The 16,114-nt window shown below is 43.2% G+C and carries 17 protein-coding genes and 1 pseudogene; 11 read left to right on the top strand and 7 right to left on the bottom strand.

Annotated features, from left to right (window positions below):
- Nucleotides 1-306: 306 nt before the first annotated feature.
- Complete coding sequence (locus tag SPEA_RS11920) at nt 307-2,352, top strand: pentapeptide repeat-containing protein (protein WP_012155508.1); 2,046 nt, start codon at nt 307-309, stop codon at nt 2,350-2,352.
- Nucleotides 2,353-2,851: 499 nt separating this feature from the next.
- Nucleotides 2,852-4,033, top strand: a complete 1,182-nt coding sequence (tsgA, locus tag SPEA_RS11915) for an MFS transporter TsgA (protein ID WP_012155507.1) — start codon at nt 2,852-2,854, stop codon at nt 4,031-4,033.
- 380 nt (nt 4,034-4,413) lie between these two features.
- Here tsgA and SPEA_RS11910 read toward each other — a convergent pair whose 3' ends face one another.
- From SPEA_RS11910 to SPEA_RS11900, 3 genes and pseudogenes are all read right to left on the bottom strand, one after another.
- Complete coding sequence (locus tag SPEA_RS11910) at nt 4,414-4,893, bottom strand: YbhB/YbcL family Raf kinase inhibitor-like protein (protein ID WP_012155506.1); 480 nt, start codon at nt 4,891-4,893, stop codon at nt 4,414-4,416.
- A 257-nt stretch (nt 4,894-5,150) separates the two neighbouring features.
- Nucleotides 5,151-5,282, bottom strand: a pseudogene (locus SPEA_RS23090) (IS3 family transposase); the annotation flags it as partial.
- 110 nt (nt 5,283-5,392) lie between these two features.
- A complete protein-coding gene (locus SPEA_RS11900; RefSeq protein ID WP_012155504.1) occupies nt 5,393-6,751 on the bottom strand; it encodes an MATE family efflux transporter in 1,359 nt (452 codons plus the stop codon).
- Between the two features lie 34 nt (nt 6,752-6,785).
- On the opposite strand from SPEA_RS11900, the gene SPEA_RS11895 reads away from it, so the two are divergent.
- Nucleotides 6,786-7,403 carry a riboflavin synthase gene (locus SPEA_RS11895; protein ID WP_012155503.1) on the top strand — a complete coding sequence of 206 codons (618 nt, stop codon included), beginning with the start codon at nt 6,786-6,788 and terminating at the stop codon, nt 7,401-7,403.
- 39 nt (nt 7,404-7,442) lie between these two features.
- Here the strand turns inward: SPEA_RS11895 and SPEA_RS11890 are convergent, their stop codons facing one another.
- From SPEA_RS11890 to SPEA_RS11880, 3 genes are all read right to left on the bottom strand, one after another.
- Nucleotides 7,443-7,643 carry a CPXCG motif-containing cysteine-rich protein gene (locus SPEA_RS11890; RefSeq protein WP_012155502.1) on the bottom strand — a complete coding sequence of 67 codons (201 nt, stop codon included), beginning with the start codon at nt 7,641-7,643 and terminating at the stop codon, nt 7,443-7,445.
- Between the two features lie 2 nt (nt 7,644-7,645).
- Entirely contained in the window at nt 7,646-8,383 is a 738-nt protein-coding gene (locus tag SPEA_RS11885; protein WP_012155501.1) for a pteridine reductase, read from the bottom strand.
- A 130-nt stretch (nt 8,384-8,513) separates the two neighbouring features.
- Nucleotides 8,514-8,780: a hypothetical protein gene (locus tag SPEA_RS11880; protein WP_012155500.1), complete on the bottom strand. Its 267-nt coding sequence runs from the start codon at nt 8,778-8,780 to the stop codon at nt 8,514-8,516.
- A gap of 286 nt (nt 8,781-9,066) precedes the next feature.
- Between SPEA_RS11880 and thrS the strand changes: the two genes are divergently transcribed.
- From thrS to SPEA_RS11855, 5 genes are all read left to right on the top strand, one after another.
- On the top strand, nt 9,067-10,995 hold the full coding sequence (thrS, locus tag SPEA_RS11875; RefSeq protein WP_012155499.1) for a threonine--tRNA ligase: 1,929 nt from the start codon (nt 9,067-9,069) through the stop codon (nt 10,993-10,995).
- A 3-nt stretch (nt 10,996-10,998) separates the two neighbouring features.
- Complete coding sequence (gene infC / locus SPEA_RS11870) at nt 10,999-11,541, top strand: translation initiation factor IF-3 (RefSeq protein WP_041410939.1); 543 nt, start codon at nt 10,999-11,001, stop codon at nt 11,539-11,541.
- An 87-nt stretch (nt 11,542-11,628) separates the two neighbouring features.
- Nucleotides 11,629-11,823, top strand: coding sequence for a 50S ribosomal protein L35 (rpmI, locus tag SPEA_RS11865; RefSeq protein WP_012155497.1), 195 nt, complete (start codon nt 11,629-11,631; stop codon nt 11,821-11,823).
- A gap of 18 nt (nt 11,824-11,841) precedes the next feature.
- Complete coding sequence (rplT, locus tag SPEA_RS11860; protein ID WP_012155496.1) at nt 11,842-12,201, top strand: 50S ribosomal protein L20; 360 nt, start codon at nt 11,842-11,844, stop codon at nt 12,199-12,201.
- A 203-nt stretch (nt 12,202-12,404) separates the two neighbouring features.
- Nucleotides 12,405-12,971 carry a GNAT family N-acetyltransferase gene (locus tag SPEA_RS11855; protein ID WP_041411484.1) on the top strand — a complete coding sequence of 189 codons (567 nt, stop codon included), beginning with the start codon at nt 12,405-12,407 and terminating at the stop codon, nt 12,969-12,971.
- 98 nt (nt 12,972-13,069) lie between these two features.
- On the opposite strand, the gene trxB is transcribed toward SPEA_RS11855, so the two are convergent.
- Nucleotides 13,070-14,020: a thioredoxin-disulfide reductase gene (trxB, locus tag SPEA_RS11850; RefSeq protein ID WP_012155494.1), complete on the bottom strand. Its 951-nt coding sequence runs from the start codon at nt 14,018-14,020 to the stop codon at nt 13,070-13,072.
- A 289-nt stretch (nt 14,021-14,309) separates the two neighbouring features.
- Between trxB and SPEA_RS11845 the strand changes: the two genes are divergently transcribed.
- From SPEA_RS11845 to SPEA_RS11835, 3 genes are all read left to right on the top strand, one after another.
- Nucleotides 14,310-15,437: a M14 family metallopeptidase gene (locus SPEA_RS11845; RefSeq protein ID WP_012155493.1), complete on the top strand. Its 1,128-nt coding sequence runs from the start codon at nt 14,310-14,312 to the stop codon at nt 15,435-15,437.
- 61 nt (nt 15,438-15,498) lie between these two features.
- On the top strand, nt 15,499-15,816 hold the full coding sequence (locus SPEA_RS11840; protein WP_012155492.1) for a hypothetical protein: 318 nt from the start codon (nt 15,499-15,501) through the stop codon (nt 15,814-15,816).
- Nucleotides 15,813-16,094 carry a YeaC family protein gene (locus SPEA_RS11835; RefSeq protein WP_012155491.1) on the top strand — a complete coding sequence of 94 codons (282 nt, stop codon included), beginning with the start codon at nt 15,813-15,815 and terminating at the stop codon, nt 16,092-16,094. The genes SPEA_RS11840 and SPEA_RS11835 overlap by 4 nt, the downstream gene beginning before the upstream one ends.
- Nucleotides 16,095-16,114: the final 20 nt, after the last annotated feature.

The following is a 16,114-nucleotide window of genomic DNA, read 5'->3' as shown; positions in this document are numbered from 1 at the left end:
ATTTATAATCCCAATAGTATTTAGCCGACAGTAAACACAGCCCCATCTTCAATGCTGGTTTAATAACCACCTTGATAATGTTGATGAAGCATAGGGGGGAGGTCATAGATGCGAATGAATACATCAAGATGAACACACAATTCAATTGGTTACTTATTCTCATGTAAGGTTGACTAAAACAACACTCTAATTCACTATCTAAAAAGAACAATGCCCCGCTCACCAAAGGCTTATGGATAGCCCATTATTACAACTTCATAAAAATCTACAACTTCCGAAGTTCTGTTCCATTATAAGGAAAATAACGTGCAGACTATCAATGATTACCGCAGCAAGTTTAACGCGTTGTTAGCGTTAACATTTTCTCTCACCTTTGTCACTGCTTGTGATAGCAACGACAATGAGACTCAAATACAATCAGGCCTTTTAACCGAAAAGGACTTTGCCAATAATAGTCGTTTACGAGCCAGCCCCGAACAAGGTACCGTTGCTTTATTTCTTGAGCCACCGTCGGCAACGGTAGAAGATGACTCTAATGGCGAGACAGGCTCTGATCTCATACCTTACCAATATTCGCGTCCCCTCAAGCATACATTTTGCTATGAAGATGGTAACAGCAATTCAAATCACTCTATGGTGCTTAATAATAGCAGTGGCGAGGAAGTGCTTAGCATTACAGCCAATGATGAGTGCGTCTCGGCCGTCATACCTGCGGGGGAGTTTCAACTAGTACTGACCCACGGTCAGCATGTAGATAGCACAGATACGACCTTCTTAGTGACGACGCCAGATAGTGGTTCGCAGCCAGAAGCAAATAGCGTTAATTATTCGATTGTTTCCAAACTACTGAGTACCATCGGTAATGTCCTGATAAGTCCTGCTTATGCCGATACTACAGATGACAATGTGACTACGCTTATTTCCACCAACGCATGCAAGAATTGTGATTTGTCAGGCGCAGACCTGGATAATGCAACACTCACATTTGCAGATCTTTCCGGCGCGGATTTAACTGATGCCATATTAACCAATGTCGACCTTTTCGAATCAACGCTTACCGGAACCAATTTTAGTGGCGCCGATATGAGCAAGGGTGACTTTCGTGGTTCGGAAATGACCTATGCAGATCTTAGTAATGCCAATCTGAGTGGGGCTTATTTTTCCAGCGCACAATTATCTCCAGCAGACCTTGATAATGCGACCGTCACGGATACAGATTTTGATAACGCTAATCTTGTTGGCGCGACATGGATAGATGGAGGCATTTGCGATATCACCTCTGTTGGTTTTTGTAATTCAACAGCCGTTGCCGAGTCTGACCCATGCGATTCGGTTAAGCAGGATGTTACCGATGATGGCAACACCGTCTATAAATGTTTATTGCCAGCCGTTGATAAAGAAGTTTGTAGCACCGAGTATGGTGGAGTTGATGGCGGCACGCCAATAACTAGCTGTGAAGCAATAGATGCCTCAGATCTGGTTACCTCTGTTAATCTGGTTGATATCTTCAGCCAGGTTAGCGCATCTTTTGATACCACTCTGGACAACGATACGCCTATGGCCATTTTAGCTTGGGGAGGAGAAGGTGGCATTGGTTCTAGTGGTGGGCTCTGGACCTCTGGTGGTGATGGTGGTAAGAGTGGTTTTGCCTCGACAGTCACGACGTTATCTCATTTCCTAGACGATTATGGGCAAACATCATTCAACTTCTTCATCGGTGAAAATGGCACACTGAGTAATATCGATGGTGACGGTGGCTCTTCGACACTGGTTATGATTGCAGAAACTAGCCCAGCTTCACTTGAAGACGATGTCATACTTATTGCCGGCGGTGGTGGAGGTGGTGACTCGTCTGGATGGCTGAACGATGGCACAGATGGTGGTGCTGGTGGCGTTGCAGCCTCATCAATCATAGGCCAAGGAACCATTGGCGTAGGCCAAGCCATTATTGATGTTGCAGACGGTGGTAGCACCGATGAATGGGGCAATGGTGGAAATGGCGCCAATGACGGCAAAGATGGTATTGGTGGCCAAGGCGGACAAGGATTTTTAGGCGCTAATAGTGAGTGGGTAAATGGCGACCCTGGGGTCGGTTCAAACGGCAGAGGCGGCAATGCAGATGATAGCTTTAGTGCTTCTGGCGGCGGTGGCGGCGGTGGTGGTTATGGAGGCGGTGGTGCCGGCGATGATGGAGCCGGAGCTGGTGGCGGAAGCTGGTCGGTCATCCCATCTACGACCTGTAATAGTGCGCCCACTCAAGATACGGCACCTTCGAGCCCAGGCACATCAGGTGATGACTTTGGCAGTAAAGATGGCGCTATTGAAGTTTGGATATTTCCAAAGGGCTGTTAACCACTGTATAGACCGAACTGATGAAACAAGCTGAGAACGGGGGGGTATTTCTTCTGTTCTCAGCCAGCGCGTTTTGTGTGTTAGCTAAGCTGTTTTAATAATTGCTAAACACTGCCCACATCTTCATTGATTACCTCTACCGGGTGTTGTACAGGATGTCTAAATGTTGTTCTTTCGCTAATATCATTAATGGCTATGAACATAGGTTGTGCTTTTTTATGCAATTAATTATGGCTAACGTGCGATATTTACAATATCAATCTCATTGCAAATATGTTGTTGGTGTTGGCTGTATGTTTACTTGGTTGCTTGTATTGTTTTCGATGTTTGTTTGTGAGTATGTAGAAGGTAAAGTAAATGAGCGGAGGCTAATTTATTTAGGAGTGTTTTAAAATTCCTATTAATGTATCAAGTTGTATCATGTTAAAATAACTTAGTTTGAATCGACTTTTTAAAGGTCGATTTTTTTTATCCAATTTTTACCGATACAGGACTTGCTATGACCGACCGCAATCGCATCCTACTTACATGGATAAGCTTTTTATCCTATGCATTAACAGGATCTTTGATTATTGTCACCGGGATTGTGATGGGGGATATTGCTAAATTTTTCAATTTACCTATCTCCAGCATGAGTAACACTTTTACATTCTTGAATACCGGTGTATTAATTTCTATTTTCTTAAACGTATGGTTAATGGAAATTATTGCACTAAAAAAACAACTGATTTTTGGTTTTATCCTGATGGTTCTGGCAGTTTTAGGGCTCATGTTTGGTCATAACCTTGCCATCTTCTCAGCTAGCATGTTTGTTCTTGGTGTGGTGAGTGGTATTACCATGTCAATTGGTACTTATTTAATTACTCGGCTCTATCATGGTAAACAATGTGGTTCTCGATTACTGTTTACCGATTCATTTTTCAGTATGGCTGGTATGATTTTCCCGCTAATTTCGGCAGCATTACTCGCACACAGTGTTGCTTGGTATTGGGTATATGCTGCCATTGGCATGATTTACGTTGCTATCTTTATTCTGGCACTTGTTTGCGAATTCCCTGTACTGATTAAGTCTGAGGAGCAACAACAAGCGGTAAAAGAGAAGTGGGGTCTAGGTATTCTGTTTTTAGCGATTGCAGCCCTTTGTTATATTTTGGGGCAAATGGCTTTTATTTCATGGATCCCTGAGTATGCAACTAAGTCGTTGGGCATGGATTTAAGTGGAGCGGGTCAGTTACTGAGTTACTTCTGGGGTGCATACATGCTCGGTATGTGGGGCTTTAGCATGATAATGAAGCGATTTGATATTCAATATTTTGTATTGGTGCTTTCTGCTTTAGCCACTGGATTAATGTTCTGGTTCAATATGGATAAAAATACAGAGCATTTACTTTTTATCATCTCAGTACTAGGTTTTTTCAGTAGCGCTATTTATACAACCATCATTACACTGGCGTCACAGCAGACAAAAGAAGCATCGCCTCGCATTGTTAATTTTATTTTATTTTGTGGCAGTATAGGCACTATGTTGACCTTCGTTGTTACCAGTCCAATTGTGAAGAGTTATGGTGCACATGCCGCAATGCTGACCGGTAATGGTTTATATGGGGTCGTCTTTATTATGTGTTTACTCGTCAGCTTTGTAACCAAACATCGTATTCACGGTCATTCATCAAGCCATTAATCAATTCAACAGGTGTAGATAAGTGGTTAAGCCTCCTCTTTTGATGAGGCTTTTTTGTTCATTAAATCTTAAGGGCCATGTCCAAAAATGAGCTGGTAAAACCTGAGATAGTTAATTCGAAGAGTTGAATAGTCTGATGTCGGTTCGGCTGTGGGTTTAGGTTTCAGGTGTGGTAGCTCAAAGAAATACTGGTCGAACGAGAAGCATTGACGCCGAACAGGCCTTTTAACATGTGTATGATTAACAATCGCTGGGCGAGCAAGGACAAATTTTAGCCTCCACAGGACGCGATAAGTGAATTTGTATAGGCTCATTAGCCACGTCTTCACTTATTCGTGAGAAGCAGAAGAGCAAGCTCTTAAAAGACGTCTCCGGTAGCTCTAGTCCCGCTGATAGCTTCCAACTAAGCGGTTCATGCCGATTAAATTAGGTTCTATCTTAGCTAACAACTCCTGCATGTTAAGTCCTTCGGGCAGATCCAATTCTTCATCTAGCGCTAAAACCCAGAAGTAATATAGATGAATGCCATGGCCTTTGGGTGGCATAGGGCCACCGTAGCCACCTAGACCAAAATCATTTATCCCCGATGTATAGAGTGTGTTGTTTGCTTCAAGTTGGTGAATGCCATAGGGAATATTGTACACAAGCCAATGTACGTAGCCGAATGAACCATCGGCGTTCACCCTTGGAGCATCGGGATCGTGACAGATAACCGCAAAAGATTTACAGCCGTCAGGAACATTTGTCCAGGTGAGTTGGGGAGAGGTATTTTCTGCCTCTCCCGTGTGCGCTTTAGGAATTGAACCTAGCTGATTAAAAGCGGTGCTGGTGACGGTAAGATCGCAAAGCGCAAAGGCCATAGTATTTCTCCGGCATACTAATTATTTGTAAGGCTCATATTAGTACTTTTACTTAAGGTCTGCATCCGGTGATAGGCACTAGTTAACATCAAAGAGTTCACGTCAGAGAGATATTTGTGCTTGTAACATATACAAAATATGCAATAAGACTATTTGTGAACATGCTGGTAATAACGTTAAGGCTCATGTTTACCCGTATGATGGCAACGGTAACCTTACCTTTAATCCAAATAGATTCTAACGGTACTTCGACCTTAGATACCGTAGTGCTCTTGAGCTTGTTTATAAGTCAGCTCGCCTTTTTCTACCTGGCTGACTACGGCTAATTTAAAGCCTAATGTGTAATCACGTTGTGTACGTTTACTGCGGATTGAATCTGAAGGTTTCATAGATAAGTCTCCAAAGTGTCAACTTATCTCAGGACGGGACATTGAAAATAAAAAGGCCAACTCGAAAAGAGTTAGCCTTTTTTTGTTTCGCGAAGTCTATCGACACTCAATTATATTGCTGAGTGCACAACGCCCTGTTTTTGAATGTAGCGTAGTCGAGCTGCAAACATAATTGCAGCAGCGGTTAAACCGGCAATCAAACCAATCCAGAAACCTTGCGCGCCCATGTGCGGCACAATAATATCGGTGCGAGCCAAGGTATAGCCTAAGGTCATACCTACACCCCAATACGAAACCAGTGTGATATAAAATGCGCTGCGGGTATCTTTGTAACCACGTAGCGCACCTGCGGTAACCACTTGTATTGAGTCCGATAATTGATAGATAGCGGCAAAGAACATCAAGCTACCCGCCAGGGTGATAACCTCTGGATTATCATTATAAAGCAGCGCTATTTCGTTTCTAAATAAAATAGTAATCACAGCAGTGCATGCTGCTAACGAAAAGGAAATCATTAGTGCTAGCTTAGTGACTAGCGCTGCGATTTCAGGCTTGTCTTGGCCTAAGTAATAGCCTACGCGGATTGAAACCGCGATACCCAACGACAGCGGTAACATAAATACAATCGATGAAAAGTTAAGTGCAATCTGATGTCCTGCTACCACTGTGGCGCCTAAAGGGGCCAATAGCAGCGCAATGATTGCAAATAAACTCACTTCAAAGAACAGCGCCATAGCGATAGGGAAGCCGTGTTTTGTCATATCAAACATGACTTTTAGGTCTGGCATGTGAAAAGATTTGAACGGTGCCAGCTCTTTAAATTTTTTATGCAGCTGCATGTAGATCACCATGGCGATTAACATGGCCCAGAACACGAGCGCCGTTGCTATACCACAGCCTGCACCGCCCATTGCTGGCACACCAAAATGACCATATATAAAGATGTAGTTTGCGGGAATATTGACTGCTAGGCCGACAAAACCAATCACCATAGTCGGTAAGGTATAAGAGATCCCTTCGCTACAGCCTCTTAATACTTGATAAAGTACGAACGCGGGTACGCCCCACATGAAGCCATTAAGGTAACCAACGCCAAGTCTTGCCATCTCAGGTTCAAGATCCATCATGGTGAAAATATTCTCTGCAAATGAGAGGATAAGCACCACAACAAGGCTACCAACTATGGCAATATAACCAGCTTGAAAAGCTAATGGTTGAATCGCTTTTTGATTATCGGCACCATGATGGTGAGCAAATACTGGTGTAAAGGCCATTAATAAGCCTTGAACAAACAATAATGCCGGTAGCCAAAGACTGGCACTGATCGCTACTGCGGCCATATCGACGGCGCTAACACGCCCAGCCATAACGGTATCGATAAAGCCCATCATGGTTTGTGTGACTTGGGCAATAAGCACTGGTAGCGCTAATTGGACTAAGCGTTTGGCTTGAAAGCCAGAATGGTTCATGGGTACAGCCCTTAATATACTAACGAGAGATAAGATGTTTACAGGTATAGTTCAAGCAACATGCGAAGTGTTGGCGATAGATAAGAAATCAGGCTTAAACACGCTACAAATCGCAATTGGGCCGGATTTGCGCGAGGGACTTTCACTAGGGGCAAGTGTCGCAAATAACGGTGTATGTTTAACAGTCACAAGAATAGAAGATGATAGGGTGTTTTTCGATGTAATGGAAGAGACCCTTAAGCTAACTAACCTATCAAAACTGAGAGTTGGCTCACAGGTTAACATCGAGCGTTCATTAACATTCGGAAGTGAGATAGGTGGCCACATTTTATCGGGGCATGTTCACACTCAAGCCGAGGTAGATTTGGTGAGCGCTACTGATGAACATTACGACATTCGTTTGAAGGTTGAGCCTAAATGGATGAATTACATTTTGTATAAAGGCTTTGTTGGTGTAAACGGCTGTAGTCTGACGGTAGGAGAGGTGACAGCAGACACCTTTATGCTGCATTTAATTCCTGAAACGTTGAAACTAACCAATTTAGACAGCTATGTTAAGGGCGATAACATTAACATTGAGATAGACAGTCAGACTCAAGCCATCGTCGATACGGTAGAGCGTGTACTTGCCAAACGTTTCGACAATAACTAATACTTGCTTTCGCAACAAATTGATGGGCAGATCTGTGGCTTAGTAGATCTGCTCATCGTCTGAATCAATGAAAAACTCGATTTTGTGCTTGGCTTCATCCATGTGCAAACGCATATGGATTGGGTTACAGCATATTCGACAATCTTCGTAGTAATCCTGATCACCACAAGTAGCATCGATATTGATATGTTGGTGATGCCCACAGTGGGGGCAACTAATCGTCTTGTTGATGAATCGCATAATTACGCTCCCATAAAACCTACTGCGCTTCGTCCTCCATCTACGGCAATCACTTGGCCTGAGATATAGGGCGCGCTCACTAAATGAGAAATAAGCCTGGCAATATCATCAACTTGGCCAAGCTTAGCCAGTGGGATAGCACTTAATATAGCTTGTTGCGATTGTTCGCCGGATTGCTCTGGCCATAAAATCGCACCGGGTGATACGCCATTAACACGTATATTGGGGGCGAGTTCTTGAGCCAGTGACAAGGTAGCCATTTCGAGTGCAGCCTTTGATATAGAGTATAGTCCATGATCTTTTAGCGGGCGCCTGCCGTGGATATCCAAAAGGTTAATCACACAACCATTATTGGCCTCAAGTAGCGGGCTGAGCTTTTCAGCCAAAAGATAAGGCGCGATGAGGTTTGTCGCAAGCAACTGCTGCGCTTTAATAAAAGAGGTTTCACCTATTGGAGTAGGGTAAAAGCAAGAAGCATTATTGATAAGTACAGATAGTCTGATTCCAGCTGAGTTTATTTTAGCGATTAGTGTGTCGATTGCATCGCTATTGGCTAAGTCGGCCTGCATTATGATTGCAGAGTCGGCGCGCTTAGTGTTTAGCGTGTCGCATAGTGCCTGGGCGTCATCAATCGATTGCCCGTAGTGGAGCACTACATTGTAACCATCATCATGTAGTTGAGTCGCAATTGCGAGTCCGATACGTTTTGCAGCGCCAGTCACTAATGCCCAAGTTGTCATATTTATACCCATTTTCTGTATAGATAGAAGAGGTGGCTAAAATATAACATGTGTCAGCTATTAGCCTTTATAAGGACATCATAGCCATAGGTGTGAGTGAATAGAAGACGCAAGTATCGTTTATTCCGAGTTACAGACGACCGGTTTCATATTTTAGACGGGTCAATTTACGGTCTTGGAGTGAGTTAAATTCAACGAGTTCAGCGTTCGTTTCTATTTCCTTTAAGGCGGAGCTTTCTTGTTCCAAAGTCAGAGTCATCTGTGCCCAGGCGTTGTTAAGTTCGGTCTCTATCTGAGTGGCAATCACTTTTTTATCTATATCTACCTCTGCTACAGGTTTAACTTGGCTTATATCGGCTTGAAAAAGCGCTGCGGCAAACATCAATGTATTAATCATTACGACCTCCTTATTTAGATGCGGCCATGTTAGTCATGAAACGTGAACAAAGTGTGACGTTAAGTGGTTAGTTTTATTACATTTGGCCCTAATAATTTTGCGGTCGTGATAAGAAAAACTAATATGATGGAAAACTTGCATCGTACAGCCCGTATCACTTAGAATTGATGGCTTGCGCGCTGGAAAACACAGACTACTGTAAGGTCTAGTCCCAGAGGCGTAAACCACACTTAATTTTAAAACCAAGTGGCCCTACGTAGGGGTCACCACTGGGAAAGGAAAAATCATGCCTGTAATTACACTTCCTGACGGAAGCAAACGCGAGTTTGCTCACTCTGTTTCTACTTTAGATGTTGCTGCTGACATTGGTCCTGGTCTTGCTAAAGCGTGTATCGCTGGTCGCGTGAACGGTGAACTAAAAGACGCATGTGACCTGATTGAAACCGATTCAGATCTTTCAATCATTACCGCTAAAGATGAAGAGGGTGTTGAAATTCTTCGTCACTCTTGTGCTCACTTGCTAGGTCACGCGATTAAGCAACTGTTCCCTGAAACCAAAATGGCTATCGGTCCGGTTATCGATAATGGTTTCTACTATGACATCGACTTAGATCATAAGTTGACTCAGGAAGACATCGATGCGCTAGAAAAGCGCATGGCTGAACTTGCTAAAACTAATTACGCTGTTGATAAGCGTGTAGTTAGCTGGCAAGAAGCGCGTGATACGTTTGAATCACGTGGTGAAGTTTATAAAATGGCTATTTTGGATGAGAATATTCCAAAAGACTCAACGCCTGCTCTTTATCACCATGAAGAATACATCGACATGTGTCGTGGTCCTCACGTGCCTAACATGAAATTCTGCCAAAACTTCAAATTGATGAGCGTTGCTGGTGCATACTGGCGTGGTAACTCAGACAATAAGATGTTGCAGCGTGTATATGGTACGGCTTGGGCAGACAAGAAAGCGCTTAAAGTCCACCTTAACCGTCTTGAAGAAGCGGCTAAGCGTGACCACCGTAAAATTGGTAAGCAGTTAGATCTGTACCATATGCAAGAAGAAGCACCGGGTATGGTGTTCTGGCATAATGACGGTTGGAGTCTATTCCTAGAACTTGAGAAGTTTATTCGTCAAAAGCTAGGTCAATACACCTATCAAGAGGTGAAGGGGCCATTAATGATGGATCGCGTGTTGTGGGAACGTAGTGGTCACTGGGACAAGTACTCAGAAGCTATGTTCACAACCAGTTCTGAAAACCGTGAATACGCAGTTAAGCCTATGAACTGTCCAGGTCACGTGCAGATCTTTAACCAAGGTCTTAAATCATACCGTGATTTGCCATTACGTATGGCAGAGTTTGGTTGTTGTCACCGTAATGAGCCATCGGGTTCACTACATGGCTTAATGCGCGTACGTGGTTTCACTCAAGATGATGCACATATCTTCTGTACCGAAGAGCAAGTGCAGCAGGAAGTGAGCGCGTGTATCAAGATGGTTTACGATACATACGAAACATTCGGCTTTAACAGCATCGTGGTTAAGCTGTCGACACGCCCAGAAAAACGCATCGGTGATGATGAGATGTGGGATCGAGCTGAAGAGGCGCTTAAGCAAGCTCTTAAAGCAAATGACATCGAATTTGAAATTTTACCGGGCGAAGGCGCGTTTTACGGTCCGAAGATTGAATTTACTTTGCACGACTGTCTAGACAGGGCGTGGCAATGTGGTACAGTGCAGCTCGATTACGCGTTACCTGGTCGTTTAGGTGCAACTTATGTTGCTGAAGATAACAGTCGTCAAACACCTGTTATGATCCACCGTGCGATTCTAGGTTCGTTAGAGCGTTTCTTGGGTATTCTAATTGAAGAATACGCAGGTAAATTCCCAGCTTGGTTGTCACCAGTTCAAGTCGTTGTAATGAATATTACCGATAAACAGTCCGATTATGTGGACGAAGTCGTTAATTTATTCAAAGAACATGGAATTCGTGCAACTAAAGACTTGAGGAATGAGAAGATAGGCTTTAAAATACGCGAACATACCTTAAGGCGTGTGCCTTATCTATTGGTCGTTGGTGACCAAGAGATGGAAAATAAGGAAGTAGCGGTGCGTACCCGTGAAGGCGTTGACTTAGGTAAAATGCAAATCGAAGAATTTGCTACTAAGCTCAAGAACCAGATTTCGCTCCGTAGTCTCAATTTGTTGGAGGATTAGGTCATAAAGATCAAGAAAACAGCAGGGCGCCAGGCGGCCCCAAACAGAATTAACGAACTCATCACTGGCGTGCCAGAAGTCCGTCTAAACGGTCTTGATGGTGAGCAGTTAGGCATCTTAACTATTAAAGAAGCACAAGAAGTTGCTGATGAAGCCGGTGTTGATTTAGTAGAAATCAGTCCTAACGCTGAGCCGCCAGTTTGTCGTGTTATGGACTACGGTAAGTTCCTTTTTGACAAAGCAAAAGCTCAAAAAGAACAAAAGAAGAAGCAGAAAATTGTACAGGTGAAGGAAATTAAATTCCGTCCCGGTACAGACGAAAACGATTACCAGGTAAAACTACGCAACCTGACTCGTTTTCTAGAAGACGGCGACAAAGCGAAAGTAACGCTGCGTTTCCGTGGTCGTGAGATGGCTCACCAAAGTTTAGGTATGGATCTTTTGAACCGTATCAAAGCTGATTTGGAAGTTATTGCAGTCGTGGAGTCTTTCCCGAAAATGGAAGGTCGCCAAGCTGTAATGGTTCTTGCGCCGAAAAAGAAATAGTAAGGCAACCATAAAAGTAGCAGGGGCCTGTTAAGGTTTCCTGTTCGCCTTGCGTTTTATTAATTGTCCCAATGCGGAGTTTTAGCAATGCCTAAAATGAAAACAGACAAGGGTGTACAAAAGCGTTTTAAGAAAACTGCTAACGGTTTTAAGCGCAAACAAGCCCATTTACGTCATATTTTGACCAAGAAGAGCACTAAGCGTAAACGTCACTTACGTGCAAAATGTCAAGTAGCTAAGTCTGATGTGCCAGCAATTGCACGTCAACTACCATACGCTTAATTAAAGGAGCAATGAACAATGCCTAGAGTTAAGCGTGGTGTAACCGCTCGTGCTCGTCACAAGAAAGTACTTAAATTAGCTAAAGGTTATTATGGCGCTCGTAGCCGTACTTACCGTGTTGCTGTTCAAGCAGTAACTAAAGCTGGTCAATATGCTTACCGTGACCGTCGTCAAAAGAAACGTCAATTCCGTCAACTATGGATTGCACGTATCAATGCGGCATCTCGTCAAAATGGTCTATCTTATAGCCGTTTCATTAATGGTTTGAAAAAAGCATCAATCGAAATCGACCGTAAGATCCTGGCTGACATCGCTGTTTTCGATAAAGTTGTATTTGCAACTTTAGTTGAAAAAGCAAAAGACGCTTTAGCTAAGTAATTAGTTTAGAATCTTTCGAAAAAGGGAGCCCTAGGGCTCCCTTTTTTTATTGCTATTAAATTCTTATCTAACATTCACCGTCTTATACAGATTGTATTAATAGCAACACAATACTTTTTAACGTAAAAACCATTGAATACTCATTTGCTTTTGCTATTGCTATGATGATTCCACTAGTTGACTACAAATGGATTTTTGCTGGTATGACAACACTAAAAACAGATCGATTGGTCATTTCTCCTATGACTTTAGACGATGCCGAACTACTGTTTGAACTCGATCAAGATCCTATGGTGATGCGCTACATTAGCTGTGGCCGCAAAACAACGCGTGATGAGATTGATAATGTGTTTCTACCTCGACTTGCGAAGTATTTGAATTTAGAGAAAGGTTGGGGCATTTGGAAGGTGTTTGTTTACTCAGTAGAAAATAGCCAGCACGCTATTGAGGATGACTTATTCGTCGGCTGGATCCTTATCAGACCCATGAACTACTTTACTGAAAAGCCGGAATTCAATAATTTAGAAATTGGTTGGCGCTTTAAACAGAGCGCTTGGGGGAAGGGTATAGCAACTGAAAGTGCCCGTGTGGTTGTCGATCACCTAGTCAATACTCAAGTGGATATTAAATATTTATCTGCCATAGCTGACGAGCAGAACCTAGCATCAATTAATATTATGAAAAAACTTGGAATGAAGTTTATTAAAAAAATATCTCATCCAGATGTCGCAGATGATGTTGAGGTCGTTCTCTACTCAAGGACGTTATAACTAAAAATAAAATAGTAGAAAATAAAAAGCCAACACTGAGTGTTGGCTTTTTAGTTTAACAATAGAGTGCTTATTTAAGCGCTCTTATTTAGTTATTCCTATTTTGCGTCTAGGTAACGTTCTGCGTCTAATGCCGCCATACAGCCAGTACCTGCTGATGTAATTGCTTGGCGGTAATGTTGATCCATCACATCACCTGCTGCAAACACACCTTCGATGCTAGTTTGAGTCGCGTTACCATCAAGGCCACTTTGCACTTTGATATAGCCATTGTTCATTTCTAACTGGCCTTCAAACATAGATGTGTTTGGCTTATGGCCAATAGCAACGAATACGCCAGCAACTTCAAGATCCTTAATGCTACCGTCTTTAGTGCTCTTCATCTTAAGACCCGTTACACCCATTTGATCGCCAACTACTTCATCGAGTGTGTTATCAAGGTGAAGGATGATGTTGCCATTGGCTACTTTGTCCATCAGGCGCTTAGTTAAGATCTTCTCACTGCGGAAGCTATCACGACGGTGAATAAGATGAACCTCAGACGCGATGTTGCTTAAGTAAAGTGCTTCTTCAACGGCAGTGTTACCGCCACCGATCACGGCAACTTTCTGGTTACGATAGAAGAAACCGTCACAGGTCGCACAGGCTGATACGCCGCGGCCTTTAAACGCTTCTTCAGACTCTAGGCCAAGGTAGATGGCTGATGCACCAGTCGAGATGATGAGTGAGTCACAAGTGAATTCACCGTTGTCGCCTTTCAGTTGGAAAGGGCGAACATTTAGGTTCACTTCGTTGATGTGATCGAAAATAATCTCAGTTTCAAACTTTTCAGCGTGCTTCTGCATACGCTCCATCAATGCTGGACCTGTTAAGTCTTCAGCATCTCCTGGCCAGTTTTCTACTTCAGTCGTGGTGGTTAATTGTCCACCTTGTTGAATACCAGTGATCAATACAGGCTTTAAATTTGCGCGAGCGGCATAAACTGCGGCCGTATAGCCTGCTGGGCCAGAACCCAGAATAAGTAAGTCACAATGTCTAGCTTGGGTCATTAGTCTCTCCGTTCTTTAACGAATACGGTACTGCAAGGGGAATAGTATCCCTCTTGTTTTACGAATTGCAGCGATTGTATGGAATTTCAGGTAAGGGGTAAAGCTCTGTATTCGGCTTTAGAGTCGAATGTATATAGTCATGGCTGTGATATTTAGCGGTTTTTAGCGGGTTTTGGCTGTTCCTTATCACATTTTGGTTTATTCTATAGCGCAAAGAACGAGAGTTGGCTTGTTTGCAGCGTCAAACAGTAACAGTCACGCCGTATTAGCAAAAGTAAAAGGAAGTGTTATGCGTATTACCGCGAATTTTGATAGTGGAAATATTGAAGTTATCAATCTAGATAATAAAGATGACGTACAGTTAGCGATCCGCCCAGATGAAGGTGGTGAGTTTTTTCAGTGGTTTAACTTTAAACTCGAAGGTGTGGTGGGTAACCAATACACGCTCAATATCGTTAATGCAGACAAAGCCTCTTACACTAAAGGTTGGGAAGATTACCAAGCGGTAGCGACTTACGATAGACAAAATTGGTTTAGACTGCCGACTCAATATAAAGACGGTAAGCTTAGTATTGAAGTTGACTTGGATTGTGATGCGATTCAAATTGCTTACTTCGCGCCTTACAGTTACGAGCGTCACCAAGATCTTCTAGCCGCAGTACAAGTTCACCCACAAGTGAGTCTAGAGCACTTAGGTTTAACACTAGATGGCCGTGACATGACCCTCGTTAAGATAGGCGACGGTGATGAAGACAAAGCCAACATCTGGATAACCGCGCGTCAGCACCCTGGTGAGACCATGGCCGAGTGGTTAGTTGAAGGCCTGATGAACAATCTGCTTGATAGCGATTGCCCGACGGCTAAAGCGCTACTTGATAAGGCAAACTTCTATATCGTACCGAACATGAACCCAGACGGTAGCGCCCGTGGTCATCTGCGTACTAACGCAGTCGGTACAAACCTTAACCGTGAATGGAAAACGCCTTCTCTTGAGAAGAGCCCTGAAGTTCTATATGTGGTTAATAAGATGAAAGAGACTGGCGTTGATCTTTTCTATGATGTGCACGGAGATGAAGGCTTACCGTATGTCTTCTTAGCGGGTTGCGAAGGTGTACCGGCTTTCACAGAGAAAGACGCCGCACGTCAACAAGCGTTTGTTGATGCATTATTGATGGCAAGCCCTGATTTTCAGGATGATTTTGGTTACGATAAAGACGAGCCAGGCCAAGCAAATCTAACCGTAGCGTCTAACTGGGTTGCTCATACTTTTGGTTGTCTCTCAAACACCCTAGAAATGCCATTTAAAGATAATGCCAATATGCCTGACTTAATGGCAGGCTGGTCACCAGAGCGCTGTATCTATCTTGGTGAAGCGTCATTAATTGCGATGAACGCAGTAGTTGATAAACTTAAGTAAGACCAAGTGGTCAACTTAAGACGTAACCTTAAGATGTAAACAAAGAGCTAAGAGGTAGCCAATGGCTTTAGTTGATTGTCCTAGCTGTAACAAACGCATTTCGAGTAAGGCAAAGCAGTGCTCTTATTGTAAGGCGAGTATCTCAGCTGATAATGAGAACTTGAGAGTGATTAGCCACATCAAGCGATCGAATCAGTTAATGAATCAAAGCTTTTTAGCGTTAACCTTGTTTATTGGTGGTGTAGTGACTTGGTTTTGGGGCGGTGAGCCTGCCGAAGGTGCACGATCGTATGTTGCGGTAGGTGCATTTTCACTGGGCTTCGTTGGCTACTTAATTACTCGAATACAGATCGTTCTGCATAAACGGAAGAAAGTATGACCGATATAAATAAAGTCATCGATGACATGCCTAGTGAAGTGTATCAGCGTCTTTTAAGCGCTGTTGAACTGGGTAAGTGGGAAGATGGTAGTGTATTGACTGACAAGCAGCGTGCATCGACTCAACAAGTGGTGATGCTCTATCAAGCGCGAAAACTCAATCAGACCGATCATTTCACTATCAATAGTACTGGCCAGGTCAATGAGTTATCTAAGTCAGAGCTTAAAAAGCAATTTAAAGGTGAGGCGATAGCTGAATTTAAAGAACAGGACCTATAATTAATACCAATCAGTATAAA

It is taken from the genome of Shewanella pealeana ATCC 700345, from assembly GCF_000018285.1.
Lineage (GTDB): Bacteria > Pseudomonadota > Gammaproteobacteria > Enterobacterales > Shewanellaceae > Shewanella > Shewanella pealeana.
This window is presented reverse-complemented; position numbering and strand designations above follow the sequence as displayed.